We start from the raw sequence: 21,916 nt of genomic DNA, 5'->3' as shown, positions 1-21,916 counted from the left end.
TATTGTCTTCAATAAGCAAGAAGCTCTTCTTAATCTGTGGCTAAAAAAATAAATCTACGTCATTTTGTAAGTGAGAAAAAATTATATTTACATACTTGTTTTTGAATATTGTAACAAACAAGCAGTAATTAGTTAGATTTATCAAAACAACCAAAATTATAACTTAATGAATTTATTTAGAACACTTATCGTATTTGCTCTAACAGGGATAACCGTTTCGAGCTGTGGCAAGAAAGAGCAAACAGTATTTCCAGATCCTTTAATAACCAATCGAGATACAACTGTAAATCCTGCAGATGATTTTTTTAATTATGCTAATAATGGATGGTTTAAGAAACATCCAATTCCGAGCACCGATAGTAGTAACGGTATTGGGAGGATTGTTATGGATACAATTAATGAGCAAATAAAAACTATTTGTGAAAAATCGGCAACAGATGAATCGGCTTCAAAAGGAAGTAACAAACAAAAAATAGGCGGTTTTTATGCTTCGGGTATGGATACGATTGCTATCGAAAAAGCAGGATTGTCTCCGCTTAATAGCGAAATGAAAAAAATTGCAGCTATAAAAGATGTTCCTTCTTTAGTAAATTCTATTGCGCATTTACAAACTATTGGAGCAAGTCCAGCTTTTTCATTTTATGTAAGTCAGGATGATAAAATAAGCACAAAATATGCGTTATTTTTTGGTCAGGGCGGATTAGGTATGGGTGAAAGAGGTTTTTATCTTGATACCGATAAACGAAATGAATCTATTCGTAAGGAGTATTTAACGCATCTTAAAACGATGTTGAAATTTACTGGCGAGGATGAAGCTACGGCTGCCAAAAGCGCTGCAACTATCATGAAGCTAGAAACTGATCTGGCAAAATCTTCTCGTAAATTAGAAGAACTTAGAGATCCTATAAAAAACTACAATAAACTTACAGTAGAACAATTTAATAAGTCGACTCCAAATATTGATTGGAAAACAATCTTGCCAGTTTTGGGTATTACCAAAGCCGATTCGGTAATTGTAGGTCAGCCAGAGTTTTTTAAAGCATTAAACGGATTACTAAAAACACATCCTATTGAGGAATGGAAAACATACCTTAAATGGAATTTGGTTAATTCTTATGCAGAATACCTAAATGCAGATGTAGAGAAGCAAAATTTCAAATTCTTTTCTACAGTAATGAACGGAGTAAGTACTCAAAAACCACGTTGGAAAAGAGTTGTTGGACAAACTGACAATTATTTAGGTGAACTAATAGGACAGGTTTATGTAGCCGAGTATATGCCAAAAGGAGTTAAAGAAAAATTACTAGAAATAGGTAATAACATACGTGACGTATTTGCTGTTCATATTAAGAAATTAGATTGGATGAGCGATGCAACAAAAGAGAAAGCATTACAAAAATTGAATAAAATTGTTATGAAAGTGGGCTATCCGGATAAATGGAAGGATATGAGCAAACTTACTATCGATAAGAATTCTTATTGTGGAAATGTGATGAGAGCCAATTCTTGGCATTACAATTATATGGTAAACAAATATGGTAAACCTGTAGATAGAAACGAATGGAGTATGCAGCCACAAACATACAATGCGTATTATAATCCAAGTAATAACGAAATTGTGATTCCTGCATGCAATACCATCGTTCCGGGTTATGAAGGAAGAATGCCTGATGATGCTATATTATACGGAATTCTTGGAGGTTCTTTCTTTGGACATGAAATCACGCATGGTTTTGATGATCAAGGAAGTCAATACGACGAAAAAGGAAATCTAAATAATTGGTGGACTGCCGAAGATTTGAAAAAATTTAAAAGCAAAACCAAATTAATTGTAGATCAATATAATAAGTTTACTGTATTAGGTAAACACGTTAATGGCGAAGCAACTCAAGGAGAAAATATTGCCGATTTAGGCGGCGTTGTAGTAGGTTATGAAGCATTTAAGAAAACGGCACAGTATAAAAACAATGAAAAAATTAGCGGATTAACTCCTGATCAGCGCTATTTCCTTTCTTATGCCTATTCTTGGATGATAAATAGGAGAGATGAGTCGAAGATTAATCAAATCATGACCGATGTACATGCTCCAGAACAATTTAGAGTAAACGGACCATTAAGCAACATGCCAGAGTTCTATAAAGCATTTAATGTGAAAAAAGGCGATAAAATGTATCAGCCAGATAGTTTACGTGTAGTTATTTGGTAGCTTTTTGAGATTCTGAGAATTTTAGGTTCAAAGTAGCAGAGGGGCAAAGGGACAAAGGTTTTTGTAGAGGCGCACCGCAGTGCGTCTTTGTTTAGGAAGGAACTATGGGTTGGTTGAACAGAAAACAATTACAATCTTATCTATAAACTTGCACGAGAAATCTCCGCAAGAAACAGGCAGTAAAGTGTCACGTTTCTTGCGGAGATTTTTTTTAGAAGGATAAGATTAGGAATGTTTATGTTCAATACAAACCTTTGTCCCTTTGCACCTCAGTACCTCAGTACCTTTGTCCCTTTGCACCTTTTTTTATATCTTAGAACCTTAGAACCTATAGAAAAATGAAAAACTTTAAAATTGTATTGATAGCTGCTTTTTTATGCAGTTCTTTTATGTCTTATGGAGCCAAAGTAGATACGCTGCAAATAGCTAGTGTGGCAATGGGGAAAACCTATAAAGCGGCAGTTGTTTTGCCCAATTCGTATGCCAAAAGCAAAGCATCGTTTCCAGTATTGTATTTATTGCATGGAGCATACGGACATTTTGGAGATTGGTTAAAAAGCACGCCAGATAAAAAACTAGTACAAAATTTATCCGATCAATATAATTTGATTATCGTAATGCCAGAAGGAGAAACGTTTAGTTTTTACTTGGATAGCCCAGTAAACAAAGAAAGCCAGTTTGAAACCTATATTACCAAAGAAGTAATTCAGAAAATTGACAAAACCTACCGAACTATTAATGATAGAAAAGGAAGGGTAATCTCGGGGCTTTCTATGGGAGGACATGGAGCATTGTCTTTATCGGCTAAACATCCAGATTTATTTTGCGCAGCCGGAAGTATGAGTGGGGCAGTCGATATGGGAGTTATGTTAAATCGAGATTCAGCAGCTCAGGTTATAAAACTGATGCAACCCGTTTTTGGAGATAAAAGCGATAACATCGAACTGTACAAGCAAAATGCAGTTTTAGGAATGGTAGATAAAATAAAAGCCAATCAACTAGCCTTAATTATAGATTGCGGAGTAGATGATTTCTTGATAGAACCCAATCGTGAATTGCACAGAAGATTGTTGTATAATAAAGTAGCCCACGATTATACCGAGAGACCAGGAGCACATACATGGGAATATTGGGAAAATGCATTACCCTATCATGTATTATATTTTAGTAAAGTTCTGGCTAAAAATGGTGTTACTGTAAGATAAATATAATCAATTGATTGTAATTGATTTAAATACATAGAAACATAGGTTTTGTATTCTCAAAAAAGGCGTTTCACTTATTTTAAATATGCATAGCTATGTGAAAGAAATGTATTTTTTTCACACATAAAAGCCATGTTTTAATGTGTAAAATGTACTATTTATGAATTACATCTAATATAATTCTAAAAAATAACGTTGTGTGATATTTGTGTTTTTGGCTGAAAACTAATAAGATAAGGATTGTTTTATAATATTTTTTGAATAAATCACTATCAATTATTTTTTTTGGTTTGATTTTTGGAATACCTTTATATATAAAATTTAAAAAATAAAAAAGATGAAAAAGATAATTACACTTTTTGCCATAGTAGGATTGATAGTATTCTCAAGTTGTGAAGGAGACGAAGGACCTCCGGGACCTCCAGGATTACTTAGTTATGTTTTTGAAGTTAATAAAGTTAATTTTAGCGCAACTTCAAATTCTCAAATATATGTAGATTTTGATTCCAGAATATATAGTGGTGATGTTATCTTAGTTTACAGATATGATGGAGCTGATCCTGCCACTGGGCGTGATATATGGGTTCCGCTTCCAGAATCTCATTATTATAGTAATGGTTCTCTTTATTTTGCCTTTAAATTTGATTTCACTCAAGATAATGTGAGAATTTTCACTGAAGGTTTTGGATTGGCGGCTAATCCTATTCCAGCAGATTTTGTGGTTGATCAAATATTTCGTATTGTTATAGTACCTGGCGATGATGGAATTAATACAAAGAAATCAGTTAATAAACCAGATTACTCAGATTATAATGCCGTTATCAAGAAATACAATATTGATGATAGTAACGTTAAGAAATTAAATTAATGTTTTTACAATAGAAACACAAAAAGGGAATCGTAAGATTCCCTTTTTGTTTTAGCATATGTTTAATTTTTTATAAAAGTTTTTTGAACCATGCAATAATTATAATCTACTGTGATAAAATATGCTCCTATTTGTAAATTAGAAATGAAGTTTAATAACTTAATGGTTCAAAGAAAAAGATTTTCCATTGTAATTATTCTTCTGTTTTAGAAATCCCTTCATTGCTTTTGCTTGATTGCAATGAAACAATAATACCTACTATAAGCGAAAGGGCAATAAATGCAAGAGAGCCCCATTCGGGTACTTCGATATAATCGTGAAGTAACATTTTAAGACCTACAAAACTTAGAATAGCGATTAGGCTGTATTCTAGATAACTGAATTTCGCCAGCATATTAGCAAGGAAAAAATACATCGAACGTAATCCGAGAATAGCAAATATGTTTGAGCTGAATACCAAAAAAGGATCTTTTGTTATGGCGAGAATAGCTGGAACGCTGTCGATTGCAAATAATACATCCATAAACTCAATTACTATTAAAGCGACAAATAGTGGAGTGGCTGCCTTCTTTCCTTTTTCGGTTAATATGAAAAATTTCTCATGCTCCATGTGAGAAGTAATCGGAATTACTTTTCCTAAAACTTTATATATAAAAGAATCCTTTGGATGAAAATCTTCCTCTTTACCCGAGAATAACATTTTCATAGCTGTAAAAAGTAAGAAACCCCCAAATAGGTACGTTGTCCAAGTAAATTTATTAATAAGCATTACACCAAAGAATATCATAAGACCTCTGAATACGATAGCACCCAAAATTCCCCAGAATAAAACACGATGTTGGTATTTTTGCGGAATCTTAAATGAGGCAAAAATAATAGCTATCACAAAAATATTATCAATACTTAAAGAGAGTTCGATTAAATAGCCTGTGATGAATTTTATAGCTGCTGCTGTAGGTTTTAATCCATCTGGATTTTCGATATAATTGGTAGTGTACAGCCAATATATAACACCAGAGAATAAAAACGAGACGCTTACCCAAATAAGAGTCCATTTACTGGCTTCCTTAGTACTTATAATATGAGGAGTTTTGTTAAATACACCAAGATCAAGCGCTAGGATACCCATTATCGCTGCTAAAAATAGAATCCAGACAATCATAAACTATTTTTTTTAATGAATTACAAAGATAGTTTTTGGCGAGAGAAGTGGAATGTGAAATTTGAAAAAAGTAAAATGTTATTTTTTTTACCATTAAGAGATTAAGAGAAATTAAGTTTTAAACTGTTGGAGGGAAATTTAACCATAAAGGGCGCAAAGGGATACGCAAAGAGCGTAAAGTAGGCAAAGAAACTCTCCAGTATTGTCATTTCGACGTAAGGAGACTCGAGCGATAGCGAACAGGCGAAGCAAATCTTCGCAAGAAACTCCGTAACGAAAGTTCAATCTTTATCAGGATGACAAGTTTGTGTTAGTTTGCTCGCAGATTAAGCAGATTTTAATTCTTTTTAATTTTTTAATCTGTGGCTTATTTTACCGCAAAGGGCGCAAAGTTTTAAATTCTGTCCAACTCTTTGCAAAAGGAATGCGGATGAGGCGGATTCGCTAAAGCGAAAACACTGATTAAACGGATTTTGTCCTGTTCCGACATTTCGGAATCGAGATTGTTTTTTAAAATCCATTTTTATCTGCGTCTTTACTTTTGTAAATCTGCGTCATCCGCGTTCCTTTATATAGGCAATTTAAGCTTCGGTACTATTAACCCTTTTACAAGTAACTTTTCACCTTTCACCAAAATAAACTGCATAAAAAAAGTGCCTACATATATGAGGCACTTTTGTAATAGTATTAGGCTATGAGATTACAATGCTGATTTTACAGTTTTGATAATTCTAGCAGCAATTTTATATGGGTCACCGTTAGATGCAGGTCTTCTGTCTTCCAACCAACCTTTCCAACCTTTTTGTACTGTAATTAATGGAATTCTTATCGATGCACCTCTATCAGAGATTCCGAAAGAGAAATCATGAATAGAAGCAGTTTCATGTTTACCAGTTAAACGTAAATCGTTGTAAGCACCGTAAACAGCAATGTGCTCAGCAGTTACAGGACGGAAAGCCTCACAGATTCTTTCGTAAGTAGCTTGATCTCCACAAGTTCTTAAAACTTCGTTAGAGAAATTAGCATGCATACCAGAACCATTCCAATCGGTATCACCAAGAGGTTTAGGGTGGTATTCGATATAGTAACCATATTTCTCAGTCAATCGATCTAATAAGTATCTGGCAATCCAAATTTCGTCACCCGCTTTTTTTGCACCTTTAGCAAATAATTGGAATTCCCATTGTCCGCAAGCAACCTCTTGGTTGATACCTTCAAAGTTAAGACCAGCAGCGATACATAAATCAGCGTGTTCTTCAACTAATTTTCTACCGTGCGTGTTTTTCCCACCTACAGAGCAGTAGTACATACCTTGTGGAGCAGGATAACCTCCAACAGGGAAACCTAATGGCAATAAAGTTTTAGTGTCCATGATGAAATACTCTTGTTCAAAACCAAACCAGAAATCATCATTATCATCATCAATAGTAGCTCTACCGTTAGAAGGATGCGGTACTCCATCAGCATACATAACTTCAGACATAACTAAGTATCCATTGATACGAGTTGGATCTGGGTAAATTGAAACAGGAACTAATAAACAGTCAGAAGAACCACCTTCGGCTTGTTTAGTTGATGATCCGTCAAATGACCAATTCCCAAGTTCTTCTAGTGTTCCTTTAAAATTTTCGTGTTCTTCAACTTTAGTTTTGCTTCTAAGATTTTGAGTTGGTTCATATCCATCTAACCAAATGTACTCTAACTTTATTTTAGCCATAATAATATAAATTAATTTTTTTTGGATTTTTTTGTTGGGTCAAATATATATTTATTTTTTTATTGCTAGAAAAATGGGGGTAATTTTTATTTATGGTATTGTTATTTTTCGCATAAGCTCAATTTTTGATTCCTAAATTTTTAAATAGTCAATTTTATGGGGGTATAAAAAATAATTTCGCAATTATGAGTGATTTTTTTTAAAATGAGCGTTATCTAGTGGTTATTAAATTGTTTCAATAATGCTGAAAACCGAGGGGTTTTGTTAAATTACTTCGAAAAGATGGGGGTGTGCTTTTAAAAAGTTACATAAAAGGTATTGATGGGGGTGTAAAAAAGGGGATTTATTATTATATTTGCACTTTATTATAAAATCTAAATTAATAATAACTTAAAATTTGTCAGCATGTCAACATTACGTTTCCAAGCTTTAAAAGAAGCTTCAACAAGAAAGCCCGTTCAGTTTGAAGAAACCGACAGAAAATCAACCATTTTTGGTTCTAATGTATTTAACGATAAAGCAATGAAGCAATATTTGACTTCGGATGCATTTAAAGGAGTACAGGGAGCGGTTCAGCATGGAACTAAGATAGACAGAAAATTGGCGGATTATATTGCAATGGGTATGAAAGAATGGGCACTTTCTAAAGGTGTTACTCATTATACACACTGGTTTCAGCCATTAACAGGTACAACTGCCGAAAAGCACGATGCCTTTTTTGAGACATCATATGATGGTACAGATTCATTTGAGAAATTTGGAGGAGCACAATTGGTACAACAAGAGCCAGATGCATCAAGTTTTCCAAATGGAGGAATAAGAAATACATTTGAAGCAAGAGGATATACAGCTTGGGATCCTACATCACCGGCATTTATATTTGGAACTACTTTATGTATTCCTACTGTTTTCATTTCCTATACAGGTGAAGCATTAGATAATAAGATACCTTTATTAAGAGCGCTATCTGCTATTGATGATGCAGCAACTGATGTTTGTAAATATTTTGACAAAAATGTAAAGAAAGTTACTGCAACCCTGGGATGGGAGCAAGAATATTTCCTTATAGATAAATCTCTTGCAGAATCTCGTCCTGATCTTATGATGACAGGAAGAACACTGTTAGGGCATACATCTGCAAAAGGACAACAATTAGATGATCATTATTTTGGTTCAATTCCTACTCGTGCATTAGTTTATATGAGAGATTTGGAACAAGAATGTATGTTGTTAGGAATACCAGTTAAAACACGTCATAATGAGGTAGCACCAAATCAGTTTGAGTTGGCTCCAATTTTTGAAGAGACAAATCTAGCAGTAGATCATAACTGTTTATTAATGGATGTAATGCAAAAAGTAGCCGAGCGCCATCACTTTAAAGTATTATTTCATGAAAAACCATTTAAAGGAGTTAATGGTTCAGGTAAACACAACAACTGGTCGTTGGCAACAGATACTGGAGTAAACTTGTTGAGTCCTAGTAAAACACCAATGAGTAATTTACAGTTTTTAACGTTCTTTATCAATACGATTAAAGCAGTTAATGATTATGAAGAATTACTAAGAGCAGCAATTGCAACAGCAAGTAATGACCACCGATTGGGAGCTAATGAAGCACCACCTGCAATTATCTCAGTATTTATTGGAGAACAATTAACTAAGGTTTTGGCAGAATTAGAAGGGGTAACAACTGGAAAATTATCACCAGAAGAAAAAACAGATTTAAAACTGAATGTAGTAGGTAAAATTCCAGATGTATTATTAGATAATACTGATAGAAACAGAACTTCACCATTTGCTTTTACAGGAAATAAATTTGAGTTCAGAGCAGTTGGTTCAACAGCAAACTGTGCTAATTCAATGACTACGCTTAATGCTATTGTTGCAAAACAATTAAAAGACTTTAAAGTTGAGGTTGATGCTCTGATCGATCTAAAAGACATGAAGAAAGACGATGCTATCTTTAATGTTTTAAGAGAGTATATTAAGGTATCTAAAAAAATCCTTTTTGAAGGAGACGGATATAGTGAAGCATGGGAAATAGAAGCTGCTAAAAGAGGTTTGAGTAATCATAAAACAACTCCAGAGGCATTAAAAGCAAGAGCATCTAAAAAAGCATTGGATTTGTTCTCAGAATTGGGAATCATGAATCACATTGAGGTAGAAGCGCGTTACGAAATTGAATTGGAAGAGTACACTAAGAAAATTCAAATAGAAGGAAGAGTTTTAGGAGATATTTCGAAAAACCATGTTATTCCTACTGCTATTCGCTACCAAAATACATTGATAGAGAATGTAAAAGGGTTAAAGGAAATTTTTGGAGATGATTTCCTTACTACAGCCAAAGAGCAAATTGTATTGATTAAACAAATTTCAGGACATATCGAAGGAATCAATTCTAAAGTAGAAGCGATGACTAACGAAAGAAAGAAAGCAAATCATCTTACAGATGCACAAGAAATGGCAGAAGCGTATTGTAATAATGTAAAACCTTATTTTGAGGATATAAGAAATCATTGTGATAAACTAGAATTACTTGTAGATAACGAAATCTGGACATTGACTAAATATAGAGAGCTATTGTTTACAAAATAAAAGCTTAAAGGGTATTATAAAAAAGGTCTGGCAATTTGCCAGACCTTTTTTGTATAATAAATCCAAAAGTGACGTTTAAAATGCATTTTTTAGAATGAAATAAAAATCTAATATTAATTTAATAGATTTAGTAATTTTTTTCTGATAGTAATTTAAGATAAAATTAGCATTTCGTCGTTATTGTTTTGCAGTTCATCGAAAAGACTATTAACTTGTTGAAAAATAGGCGTTTGTATTTATTTCATTAAAGGAAAGTTCTTTAAATTTGAATCGTAATTAAGAAATAAAAACACTTCTTTTAAATTTATTTAACTTACTTACAATTACATTTTTTGGAGTGATTCCCCATCACAAAACCTACATAATAATTTGTATTAATAACCAATTAAATATATTTATTATGAAAAAAGTAGTTTTAAGCATCTCCGCGATGCTATTTGTAGGTGCTGCAGCAATTGCGCAAGCCAATGTGAGTGATGTAAATCAAACAGGTTGGATAAATGGAGCTTTGGTAGCTCAGGTAGGTTCTTCAAATGATTCAGAAGTAACACAGTTTGGTTTAGCAAATTTAGCATTTGTTGGACAAACAGGGGATTCAAATGAATCAGACGTTACTCAAGTTGGTATTCTTAACATAGCAGCTGTAAGTCAGGATGGAGATAGTAATAGTGCTACTATTGGACAATTAGGCCTTGGAAACATTGCAGTAATTGACCAAATGGGTAATAACAACACTGCATTAACAGCACAATTAGGAGCTTTTAATACATCTTCAACAACTCAATCTGGGGATAACAATAATGCAACAACATTACAATTTTTTGTAGGTAACTCATCAACTATTGACCAAGATGGAGATGGAAACAATGCATTTGTAGTACAATCTTACTGGTTTAACACTTCTGATATTTATCAATTAGGAGACGGAAATACTGCAATTACAGCTCAACTTGGATATGACAATACATCAAGTGTTTACCAAAATGGGACTGCTAACTTTGCACTTACATTACAATTGGGTAATGACCATATGAGTACTATTTCTCAAACAGGTATTGCAAACGGAGCTATAGTTTTCCAATCTAACTAAGCTTTACTTGAAGAAGTAGAATTTTAAATTTTACTTATAATTCAGTTTATACCAGTTTTATATATAAAACTGGTATAAATTTTTAAAGAAGATTTATTTTAAAGATGTATCATGAAACCAATAGTGTACTTAATATTATTTCTATTTACAAGTATTGCTTTCTCGCAGGGGTTAAATCCGATACTCGATTCGTATGCTATAAAAGCGTTGGAAGGAAATAATACTTATAGAAATCAAAATGCCAATCTATTTGTTCAGAATAATAATATTGTAAATATTATGCAAATAGGGAATTACAATACTTCGGATGTAAGTATCATTAGTAATAATGCCAATGTAGTTCTTAGTCAAATAGGGAATGACAATTATATAAATATGTATAAGAAAGCACCAGAAATTAATCAATCAGTTGTTCAAACTGGAAATAATAATATGGTGAGCGATTTTTCTTTATACTCGAGTGGGGCTATAAATATGTCAATTATTCAAAACGGAAGCAATCTGAATGTTTTTAATAATGGATCAAATTCTATATCCGAGGGGATGAGAATTACTCAAACCGGAAATTCAGGCACTATTTATATTTTCAATCATTGAGGCTATGAAGCGATATACTATAAATATTATTTTAATTGTGATGCTGTTCGTAATGCAAGATACATATTCGCAAGTGGTTTATACAGAGGTAAAAGCAAAAATTGAAATTGAAAAAATTGAAAATTTGCTAGCCATTACTGGAACTGTCGAAAATTTAAAATCAGAGTTTAAAAACATCTCTTATAAATTATCAGTTTTAAAAGTAAATAAATCAAATTCGAATCAATCAAATAATGCGCAGGACGGCAGGGCTACATTAGAGCCTATTCAAAAAGTGAATCTTTCAAAAACACAGGTAAATTTTACTCAAGACGATGAAATAATTATCCTGTTGTTAATATATGACGATAATAATGCGGTAATAGGAAAAGATAAAGTAGTTTTTGGTGGAAAGGATGAAGCAAGAATTGCTATTCCAAAACCTATTGACGGATTAGAAATGAATGGTATAGTTTCAAACGATACCAAGACTAAGTTGGGCAATGATTTTTACGATTATTTTTATTCAGAATATTCGAAATTAAAAATCAAATCACATAAGATCGTTACAGTTCGAGAAGAATTAACCTTCGGAAGAACTACTAAGATAATGATAGATGTTGATGGAGAAATAATTGATGAATTTATTTCAAGACCAGACGAAGAGTTTTTAAAATACATGGCAGAATCATCATCGGCTAAAATTTTCAAGTATTTTAAAAATATCGAACGACAAAATAAGTTTATCACTCAGTATTAAGTTTTACATTTAATTAGTTGACTTTCGAATAGATTAATTGAATGTTTTTTGGCCATTATTTTTAACCCTAAAAATACCAAAATGAAGACAATAACTTTACTATTTTGTTTACTAGGAATATGTTTTACTTCAGTTGCGCAAGATCTAGCATACAAACCTATCAACCCAGCTTTTGGGGGAGATACTTTTAACTACAATTGGCTGCTTAGTTCGGCGCAAGCACAAAATGACTACAAAGAAGATAAAACTACTGGATTCGAACAAAAATCAGATTTACAACGTTTCAAAGAAAATCTTAACAACCAATTGTTGAATAAACTTTCGAACTCTTTGTTTGAAGATCAGTTTGGCACAGGAATGGGCACTGGTACTGGTACAGGAGGAGGAATTAAACCTGGATCGTATGTTTTTGGAACATTGTCTGTAGATGTTTACGATTCTAATCTGGGATTAGTTGTAGATATCTTGGATATAGAAACAGGAGAACAAACACAAGTAATTGTTCCTGGAAACAATTAGGCTTATGTTTTTTATTGCCTAATACTATCTTTCGCATTTTTATCGGTAATAAGTTAATAAAGACTCACTTATGAATCAAAAATCACTTTTTGGAGTTCTAATAGTTCTTTTATTCTCTGGCTGTGGTGCCTATTTTAATCAACCAGTTGGAGTACAAAAAGCTATTTATGGAGAGAATACACCTGCTACCTCGGCATTAACCAATATTCCTAAACCTAAAGAACAAATTGTTGTTGGGGTGTATAAATTTAAAGATCAAACAGGACAGTATAAAGCCATCGAACAAGGAAGCACATTTAGTACAGCAGTTACACAAGGCGCTACTTCTATTTTAATAAAAGCACTTGAAGACTCAAAATGGTTTATTCCAATTGAACGTGAAAACTTGGGAAATTTACTTAATGAAAGAAACATTATTAGATCTACAAGACAGGAATATTCTACTAAACCTAATGAAAAAGAAGCCCCATTAACGCCTCTTTTATTTGCAGGTGTTTTGCTAGAAGGAGGTATTATATCCTATGATACAAATATAATTACAGGAGGTTTTGGTGCTCGATATTTTGGTGCAGGAGCTTCGGTAAGATATAGACAAGATAGAGTTACAGTCTATCTAAGACTAGTTTCAACATCAAATGGTAAAATTTTAAATACCGTTTATGTTTCCAAAACCATTTTATCACAAAGTGTCGATGCTAATTTATTTCGATATGTAAACCTAAACAGGCTTCTGGAAGTTGAAACAGGTTTTACCAGAAATGAACCCATACAATTAGCCGTTACTGAAGCTATCGAAAAAGCAGTTGAGGGACTTATTGTAGACGGAATTAAAGATAAGCTTTGGGAAGTAGATGCACCACAAGTTCAGGTAGATAATTTTGTTGCTGGCTATGATAATGAAAAAAGCGAAGCCGATTTAGCACAACTTTATGGAAGAAACCTAACCGAGAGAAGAGGACGTTTTGGGCTGGAATTATCAGGTGGGGCAACTTATATGCAGGGCGATTATCCTAATCCGGTTGCAAAACCAATGGCGAGAGGCGCGGCAAAAGTTTTTATTACCCCAGCTTTTGATATTAGTGCTTCGACAAATGTTTTTAAACTCGGTAATAAAGATAAGTTAGATGTAGGTTATGCAACGCTGGATTTAAATTTAGAATTGTCAATATTGCCTCACGATGTTTTTACGCCTTTTGTTTTTGGAGGAGCAGGTTTAGGATTCAACTCCAAGTATAAAAATTTTCATAGTAAAGTTCAGTTTGGAGGAGGGCTAGAGTATTTAGTAACAAGTAATCTTGGTATAAAAGTGTACGGAGAATACAATGTGAATTTTACAGATATGATAGATTATGTTGATAGCGGAGTCAGGGATGATTTTTATTGGCGTTTTGGTTTAGGAGTGACCTATTATTTCCCAAAGAACTATCATAAAAAAAAGAGAATGTAAATTTTCTTAACAATAATAAAAATATCTCATTCGAAAAATCACATCGGATAAACTTGATAAAAGTCTAATAAATAAAATCTACAAATGAAAATAGGATTAAGAATTTTAGTGTGTTTTATTCTTTTGATTTCTTGTAGTGAAGAACAATTGAAGGATGGAGCAAGTGGAACTGTAAAAGGAAGAGTCGTCGAGTCGGGAACGTTTACGCCTATAGAAAATGTGCGTGTATCCTCAAGTCCTGCGACAAGTACGGTATTTACAGATAAAGACGGTTATTTTATTCTGGAAGGTGTGTTGGTTGGAGATTACTCTTTTCAGGCTCAAAAAGACGGCTATATTGCCAGATTTGAACCAGCAAAAGTTGCAGCCGATGCTACAGTACAAGTTATATTTGAATTAGAAATATCTACTGCAAATAATAAACCGCCAGATATTCCGGTGCTAACAGCTCCAGTTGATAATGCAAAAGATCAGGCTCTAAGTTTAAATTTAACATGGACAGCTGCCGATAAAGAATCAGATACTTTAACCTATACCGTTACTGTAAAAAATGGAACGACCGATGAGGTTAAAATATATCCTGATCTTAAAACGACAACCTTGGCAATAAAAGATTTAAGTTATAGTACAAAATACTATTGGCAAGTAGCTGCTTCTGATGGAATTAATAAGCCAACTAATAGCGTAACCAATTCATTTACAACTTTGGCATTCCCAAATCCAAGATTTTTGTATGTTAAAAAAGTGAATAATAACAACGTTATATACACTGCTGACGAAGCAGGAAACCAACTACAATTAACATCAGCAAATGTTAATAGTTTTAGACCAAGAAAAAATTTAAGTGTAAATAAAATTGCGTACCTTAGCTCTGATGGTTCTCAGAATCAGATATATACTATGAATCCAGATGGGTCGGGAGTATTTAAAGTTACAAATTATGTACCTGTTGCAGGATTTAATATGGAGTTTGTAAATTATTGCTGGAATACAAACGGAAGTCAGATAATATATCCAAATTTTGATAAACTATATCGTATAGATTCAGATGGAGGAGGACTTATTCAATTGTTTCAAACGCCAAACGGAAAATTTATATCCGAGTGTGATTGGAGCCAAGATGGCAGCCAAATTGCATTAAAAGTAAATGACAGATCAGGATATAATGTAGAAATTTATGTAATAGATATGTCAGGAACAGTTTTATATACAGTACAAACAGGTTTAAGCGGAGCGACAAGCGGGTTAAATATATCGGTAGATAATCAGAAAGTAATTTTTACAAGAGACGTTTCAGGTTTCGAGAATTCAACATACCGAAGATTAGATTCCCGAATTTTCATGTACAACCGTTCAACCAACACAGCAGTAGAGTTAACAACTCAAAAGCAAAATGGTTTTAATGATTTAGATGTGAAATTTTCACCAAATGAGGCTGAAATCATATTTGTAAATACGTCTAATGACGGGATATCGGCTCAAAACGTACAAAAAGTAAGTGTCAATAATACAAGTGGTTCTACATCATCAAGAACCACATTATTTCAAAACGCATCAATGCCCGAATGGAAATAATCGTGGTATGGATCTAGATTTCCAAGCACTTTTTTTCTAAAAATCCGATGAGATTCTCAAACTTATCGGATTTTTTTATGTTTCAGACAGTCATAAAACGCAACAATTAAAAAAACTGGTTATCTTTGCATCACATCAACAACACAAACTAATTTCATGAGTTCAGATTCTAGCAAAAGGTACGCACAAAGAGGAGTTTCGGCATCTAAAGAAGACGTACACAACGCCATAAAAAACATTGATAAAGGGCTGTTTCCACAAGCATTTTGTAAAATTGTTCCAGACTATTTAACCCAAGATCAAGATTATTGCCTTATTATGCATGCCGATGGTGCAGGTACAAAATCATCTTTGGCCTATATGTATTGGAAAGAAACAGGCGACATATCAGTATGGAAAGGAATTGCACAAGATGCATTAATCATGAACATAGATGATTTACTATGTGTAGGAGCAACAGATAATATATTGCTTTCATCAACAATCGGAAGAAATAAAAATCTAATTCCAGCCGAAGTTATTTCAGCAATCATCAACGGAACCGAAGAACTGATAAAAGAACTAGATACTTTTGGAGTAACCATTCATTCAACAGGAGGAGAAACTGCCGATGTTGGCGACATTGTACGTACAATAATTGTAGATTCTACAGTAACAGCACGTATGAAACGTTCAAAAGTAGTAGACAATGCAAATATTAAAGCAGGAGATGTAATTGTAGGATTGGCTTCATTTGGTCAGTCAACATACGAGAAAAGCTATAATGGAGGAATGGGAAGCAACGGGTTAACATCGGCACGTCACGATGTATTCGGTAAATATTTAGCAACCAAATATCCAGAAAGTTTTGATGCAGCAGTTCCCGAAGAATTAATTTACTCAGGACAAGTAAAATTGACCGATGCTGTCGAAAATAGCCCGATAGACGCAGGACAATTGGTTCTTTCACCAACAAGAACCTACGCGCCGATTATCAAGAAAATATTAGATAAATATACGCCAGAAGAAATTCACGGAATGGTACATTGTAGTGGAGGAGCACAAACAAAAATCCTTCATTTCGTACAGAATTTGCACATCATAAAATACAATTTATTTCCAGTTCCACCATTGTTTCAATTAATTCAGGAACAATCTAAAACAGATTGGAAAGAAATGTACCAAGTATTTAATTGTGGTCACCGCATGGAATTATACGTTCCTGAAGCGATTGCACAAGATATAATTGCGATTTCAAAATCATTCAATGTCGATGCACAAATCGTAGGTAGAGTAGAGGCATCCAAAGATAAGAAGCTGACAATCACCAGCGAATACGGTACATTCGAATATTAATATTTTGAGGTACAAAGGTTCAAAGGTTCTGAGTTGCAAAGGTTTTTATACTGGAGTTTCAACAGAACCTTTTTATTAATAATTAGCTTTTTTAGGAGCTAATCCCGCTATCCGCTATATCTTTTCGGGCGAACACCGCCCAAAAAGGATACCGCTGCTATCGGGGCTAAAAATCACGTTATCATGTACGAATTACTTTTTTGGAAATACTCAGAAGGAATTTATTTAAACCATCACGAAGTTTACGAAGCACTTATTGAAGAGCAAGACGTCGAAGGTTTAGAGCAACTTCCTGTTACCGTAATCCTAAACAGGATTAGTTCATTATTTTCTAAATGGGAGAAAGTCGATGACAACAGTTGGAAAAACAAAGAAGGAAAAGGAGCTTTTCAGATAATAACTACACCACAAAGTATTAGAATCGATTGTTACGGAACCGAAGGAAAAGCAATGGATATTCTGGTAAATGCGTTAGAAGAATTTAAATGTCCGCTTTACGATCCACAAGTTCCAGAACGGTATGATGATATGAATGAGTAACCAAAATTTTAAATAAATTACAAAGCTGATTTTTAATAAAATGGATTTCAATTTCTCTGAAAATATAGTACTCGAAGACGATTTAGTTTTATTACGACCTTTGCAAAAAACTGACGTCGAAAACTTATTAGAGATTTCTCTTAACGAACCAGAAACTTGGGAGTATTCGTTAATTCGTGCCAACGGAAAAGAAAATCTAGAGAATTATATAGCTATTGCATTAAAAGCAAGAGATAATAAAACCGAATTTCCTTTTATAGTCTTCGATAAAAAATCAGGAAAATACGCAGGAAGCACGCGTTTTTACGATATACAGCTTTCATTCAAAACATTACAATTAGGATATACTTGGTACGGTTCGGCATTTAGAGGAACAGGATTGAACAAGCATTGTAAATACTTATTGTTACAATTTGCTTTTGAAACTTTGGGAATGGAGCGCGTAGAATTCCGTGCTGATAATAATAACCAACGAAGCATTGCAGCCATGAAAAGTATCGGTTGCAAAGTCGAAGGAGTTTTACGAAATCACATGCCTACTTTTGGCAGCGAAGTACGTCGAGATTCAATCATTTTAAGTATTCTACGAGAAGAATGGTTCGATGAGGTAAAAGAAAACCTGAGACAAAAGCTATAAATAAGTTGCTGGTATAATCAGTGGCAGAAAAATTAACCGCAAAGTTTTTAACCGCAAAGTACACAGTCCCGATAGCTATCGAGAGACACAAAGATCACAAAGTTTTTCCCAAATATTGTCATTCTGAACGGAGTCGAAGAATCATCGGAAGAAACTCGATAATCTTTTAAATTAGTGGTAGCAAACTATTAAAACCTTGTTTCTACCCATCTTTCAATAATACATGCTGTTCTTTTCTAATTTTGGCAAGTAATTTATCGATATGTGTTTTTATTTTCTGAGGTAGTAAATTCCAGTTTTTATCTTTTTTAAAACTTCTACAATAGTCTAAGTCGCACTCTACAGCACGGATAGCATATTTTTTGCCTTTGTAAACGGTGATAACTTTTATGCGTCTTATATTTTCATCATCAGTTTTGGTACCATAAACGATTACTGGATCGATATATCCATCATCATCTATGTCTTGAGTGCTGCAATATTTTGTCCAAAACCAAATAGACGTTTCTTCAACTTCGGCACTTTCAACTAAATCGTTTATAGTCCATTTTACGAGATAGTTTCCATGGTCATTTAAATAGCAAACAGCTTCAATTTTAGTGTTTAGCGTATCTTTAGACGAAATAACTTTTTGATTTTCATTTAAAGTTAATCCATAAAGTCCGCCTTTGTCTTGATATTCAAAGGCTTTGAAAACGGGAAATTTCCCTCCATCTAAATTTCTTTCGATTATTTCGTTTTTACTCAGCATTTTGCTTTGTACTGTTTGCGAAAAACCCATTATAGAGTAAAAGAAAACCAATAATAAGGCGAGTTTTTTCATAAGCTTAAATACTTTTTGACTACTCAAAGATATTCATTTTTAGCTTTATTTTAAAAAAAGTAAGTGAATACAGTATTAAACTTCAGAATCAAATTTCATCGATAGTATTTGCAAAGTAATTTTTAAAAAAACCAATATTTATTGTAATTTTCTAACCTGAAAGTTTTATTAAATCGTTTTAGTAAAATAGATTAACGCCATTAACCGACAACCATAAATTAAAAAAGACCTAATGAATATTGTAAATAACAAAAGATTCTTTTTCGGATTATCAGTTTTAATGCTGATTCCTTTCTATGAAATCAGCGGACAGGAAAAAACGAACAAACTTAAAGATTTAGTTCAATACGTGGATCCAATGATAGGAACTGCTAAGATGGGGCATACTTATCCAGGTGCAACAGTACCTTTTGGGAGTGTGCAATTAAGTCCAGAAACCGATACGATTCCCTATGCTACAAATGGTAAGTATAATAAAGATGTTTACAAGTATTGCGCGGGATATCAATACGAAGATAAAACGATAGTGGGGTTTAGTCATACCCATTTTAGCGGTACAGGACATTCTGATTTAGGCGATTTTTTAATTATGCCTACAATAGGGAAATTACAATTAAATCCCGGAACAGCAAGTCATCCCGAAACAGGATATCGATCGGTATTTTCACATAAAACAGAGAAAGCTGAACCTGCCTATTATAGTGTGCTTCTGGAAGATCATAATATCAAAGCCGAACTTACAGCAACAACAAGAGTTGGGATGCACCAATATACATTTCCAAAGTCAGATCAGGCACATATTATTTTAGATCTTACAGCAGGGATTTACAACTATGATAAAAAGAATGTTTGGACTTTTGTTCGTGTAGAGAACGATACCTTAATTACAGGATATCGCCAGACAAATGGCTGGGCTAGAACAAGAACAGTGTATTTTGCTATGTCTTTTAGTAAGCCAATTAAAGGATATGGACAAGCTACGCCTGAAAAAAACGTGTATAAAGGTTTTTGGGGACGATTTGATCAAACCAAAAACTTTCCAGAAATGGCAGGAGCAAACCTAAAATTATACTTTGATTTTGATACCAATGAAAATGAGAAAATTAAAATAAAATTTGCTATTTCTCCAGTAAGTACCCAAGGGGCATTGGCTAATATGAAAGCAGAAATTTCAGATTGGGATTTTGAAAGAGTTAAAAAAGAAAGTCAAGAAATTTGGAACAAAGAATTGAATAAAATTCAGGTGCAAACAATTCAAAAAGAAGACATGGTTAATTTTTATACCGCAATGTACCATGCTTTTTTAGGGCCAACAGTATATATGGATACCGATGGAAAATATAAAGGATTAGATGGTAATGTGCATCAAGCAACTACATTTCAGAATTATACAAGTTTTTCATTGTGGGATACGTACAGAGCTTTACATCCGTTATTTAATTTGGTTCAGCCCAAAAGAAACTCCGATATGATAAATTCGATGTTGGCACATTATGACCAAAGTGTACATAAAATGTTACCAATATGGTCACATTATGGCAATGAAAACTGGTGTATGATTGGGTATCATAGTGTTTCGGTAATTGCAGATGCCATAGTAAAAGGGAATACTGGTTTTGATGTTGATAAAGCGCTTTTAGCAACTGTTAATACGGCTAAAGTCCCTTATTATGATGGATTAGAATATTATATGAAAAAAGGATATGTTCCTGAGGATAAAAATGGTTCATCAGTATCTAAAACTTTAGAATACGCTTATGATGATTGGGCAATTGCGCAAGCAGCCAAAAAGTTAGGAAAAGAAGAAATTTATAACGAGTTCTCTAAAAGAGCAACAAATTATAAAAATGTATACGATGCCAAAACAGGTTTCATGAGACCTAAACTTGATGATGGAACATTCAAGAAAGAGTTTGATCCATTAGACACACACGGGCAAGGTTTTATTGAAGGAAATTCTTGGAACTACAGTTTGTATGTACCACAAGACCCTGCAGAAATGATAAAAATGATGAATGGTAAAGACGCTTTTACAAGAAGATTAGATTCACTTTTTTCGATGCACTTACCAGACAAATATTTTGAAAATACTGAGGATATTACCAAAGAAGGAATTATTGGTAATTATGTACATGGAAATGAGCCTTCACACCATGTGGTTTATTTATACAATTGGACAAATTCGCCATGGAAAGCACAAGATAAAATCAGAATGATCTTAAAAAGAATGTATAAAAATGGCCCTGATGGATTAGGAGGGAATGATGATTTTGGACAAATGAGTGCTTGGTATATTTTTAGCAGTTTAGGGTTTTATCCCGTTGCACCAGGATCAGAAGATTATAGTTTAGGAAGTCCATTAGTAGCAAATGCTATTTTTAATCTTGAAAATGGAAAAACATTTGAAGTAGCTACAGTAAATCAATCAGATAAAAATGTGTTTGTTAGTAAAGTACTCTTAAACGGAAAACTGCTTACGAGCCCTACAATAAAGCACAGTGATATTGTAAACGGAGGAAAGATTACATTTTATATGAGTAGTAAACCAAACAAGAAAATATATCTATAAAAGGGGCTAAGGTACTAAGGTTCTAAGTAGCAAAGGTTCAAAGGCTTTGCAGATGAATTTAAAAAGCATTTTAATCTTTTGAATTAATTTAGTATAAATAGAAGTTTTACATTATCATCCTGTAAGATCAAGAAAAAGACCTTGCAGGAATAGAATTTCTAAGAAAATTTGAGGATAACACTTAATTTTCCTTAATCTCTTAATGGTTCATTTTTTTATCTTTAATTTTATTGTAATTAAAATAGAAACGTAATGCAACTTTATAAAAACTTCACGAAATTTGCCTTTTAAA

17 protein-coding genes are annotated in these 21,916 nt (G+C 33.3%); 14 read left to right on the top strand and 3 right to left on the bottom strand.

What is annotated here, in order from left to right:
- Positions 1-166: 166 nt before the first annotated feature.
- The 3 genes from OIU80_RS00765 (at position 167) to OIU80_RS00755 (ending at position 4,279) form a co-directional block, all read left to right on the top strand.
- Positions 167-2,206, top strand: coding sequence for a M13 family metallopeptidase (locus tag OIU80_RS00765; RefSeq protein WP_264285204.1), 2,040 nt, complete (start codon positions 167-169; stop codon positions 2,204-2,206).
- Positions 2,207-2,544: 338 nt separating this feature from the next.
- A complete protein-coding gene (locus OIU80_RS00760; RefSeq protein ID WP_264285203.1) occupies positions 2,545-3,411 on the top strand; it encodes an alpha/beta hydrolase in 867 nt (288 codons plus the stop codon).
- 337 nt (positions 3,412-3,748) lie between these two features.
- A complete protein-coding gene (locus tag OIU80_RS00755; RefSeq protein ID WP_264285202.1) occupies positions 3,749-4,279 on the top strand; it encodes a hypothetical protein in 531 nt (176 codons plus the stop codon).
- A 193-nt stretch (positions 4,280-4,472) separates the two neighbouring features.
- On the opposite strand, the gene OIU80_RS00750 is transcribed toward OIU80_RS00755, so the two are convergent.
- Positions 4,473-5,441, bottom strand: coding sequence for a TerC family protein (locus tag OIU80_RS00750; RefSeq protein WP_264285201.1), 969 nt, complete (start codon positions 5,439-5,441; stop codon positions 4,473-4,475).
- Positions 5,442-6,141: 700 nt separating this feature from the next.
- On the bottom strand, positions 6,142-7,158 hold the full coding sequence (locus tag OIU80_RS00745; RefSeq protein WP_264285200.1) for a glutamine synthetase beta-grasp domain-containing protein: 1,017 nt from the start codon (positions 7,156-7,158) through the stop codon (positions 6,142-6,144).
- Positions 7,159-7,563: 405 nt separating this feature from the next.
- On the opposite strand from OIU80_RS00745, the gene OIU80_RS00740 reads away from it, so the two are divergent.
- The 10 genes from OIU80_RS00740 to OIU80_RS00695 all read left to right on the top strand — a co-directional run bounded on the left by OIU80_RS00740 (position 7,564) and on the right by OIU80_RS00695 (position 18,232).
- Positions 7,564-9,753: a glutamine synthetase III family protein gene (locus tag OIU80_RS00740; protein WP_264285199.1), complete on the top strand. Its 2,190-nt coding sequence runs from the start codon at positions 7,564-7,566 to the stop codon at positions 9,751-9,753.
- A 400-nt stretch (positions 9,754-10,153) separates the two neighbouring features.
- On the top strand, positions 10,154-10,843 hold the full coding sequence (locus tag OIU80_RS00735; RefSeq protein ID WP_264285198.1) for a hypothetical protein: 690 nt from the start codon (positions 10,154-10,156) through the stop codon (positions 10,841-10,843).
- 111 nt (positions 10,844-10,954) lie between these two features.
- The gene (locus OIU80_RS00730; protein ID WP_264285197.1) at positions 10,955-11,440 is read left to right on the top strand and encodes a hypothetical protein; all 486 of its coding nucleotides are present in this window, start codon (positions 10,955-10,957) and stop codon (positions 11,438-11,440) included.
- 4 nt (positions 11,441-11,444) lie between these two features.
- Positions 11,445-12,179 carry a curli production assembly/transport protein CsgE gene (locus tag OIU80_RS00725; RefSeq protein WP_264285196.1) on the top strand — a complete coding sequence of 245 codons (735 nt, stop codon included), beginning with the start codon at positions 11,445-11,447 and terminating at the stop codon, positions 12,177-12,179.
- A gap of 81 nt (positions 12,180-12,260) precedes the next feature.
- The gene (locus tag OIU80_RS00720) at positions 12,261-12,698 is read left to right on the top strand and encodes a curli assembly protein CsgF (RefSeq protein WP_264285195.1); all 438 of its coding nucleotides are present in this window, start codon (positions 12,261-12,263) and stop codon (positions 12,696-12,698) included.
- 70 nt (positions 12,699-12,768) lie between these two features.
- Positions 12,769-14,145: a CsgG/HfaB family protein gene (locus OIU80_RS00715; RefSeq protein WP_264285194.1), complete on the top strand. Its 1,377-nt coding sequence runs from the start codon at positions 12,769-12,771 to the stop codon at positions 14,143-14,145.
- Between the two features lie 84 nt (positions 14,146-14,229).
- A complete protein-coding gene (locus OIU80_RS00710) occupies positions 14,230-15,720 on the top strand; it encodes a carboxypeptidase regulatory-like domain-containing protein (RefSeq protein WP_264285193.1) in 1,491 nt (496 codons plus the stop codon).
- A 156-nt stretch (positions 15,721-15,876) separates the two neighbouring features.
- Complete coding sequence (locus OIU80_RS00705) at positions 15,877-17,055, top strand: AIR synthase related protein (RefSeq protein ID WP_264285192.1); 1,179 nt, start codon at positions 15,877-15,879, stop codon at positions 17,053-17,055.
- Between the two features lie 183 nt (positions 17,056-17,238).
- A complete protein-coding gene (locus OIU80_RS00700; protein ID WP_264285191.1) occupies positions 17,239-17,595 on the top strand; it encodes a hypothetical protein in 357 nt (118 codons plus the stop codon).
- 40 nt (positions 17,596-17,635) lie between these two features.
- Complete coding sequence (locus tag OIU80_RS00695) at positions 17,636-18,232, top strand: GNAT family N-acetyltransferase (protein ID WP_264285190.1); 597 nt, start codon at positions 17,636-17,638, stop codon at positions 18,230-18,232.
- Between the two features lie 202 nt (positions 18,233-18,434).
- Here OIU80_RS00695 and OIU80_RS00690 read toward each other — a convergent pair whose 3' ends face one another.
- The gene (locus tag OIU80_RS00690; RefSeq protein WP_264285189.1) at positions 18,435-19,055 is read right to left on the bottom strand and encodes a M949_RS01915 family surface polysaccharide biosynthesis protein; all 621 of its coding nucleotides are present in this window, start codon (positions 19,053-19,055) and stop codon (positions 18,435-18,437) included.
- Positions 19,056-19,335: 280 nt separating this feature from the next.
- Between OIU80_RS00690 and OIU80_RS00685 the strand changes: the two genes are divergently transcribed.
- Positions 19,336-21,624 carry a GH92 family glycosyl hydrolase gene (locus OIU80_RS00685; protein ID WP_264285512.1) on the top strand — a complete coding sequence of 763 codons (2,289 nt, stop codon included), beginning with the start codon at positions 19,336-19,338 and terminating at the stop codon, positions 21,622-21,624.
- Positions 21,625-21,916: the final 292 nt, after the last annotated feature.

This window comes from Flavobacterium frigoritolerans (genome assembly GCF_025847275.1).
Classification (GTDB): domain Bacteria; phylum Bacteroidota; class Bacteroidia; order Flavobacteriales; family Flavobacteriaceae; genus Flavobacterium; species Flavobacterium frigoritolerans.
Note: the sequence above shows the minus strand (reverse complement) of the source record. Positions and strands in the feature narration are given on the sequence as shown.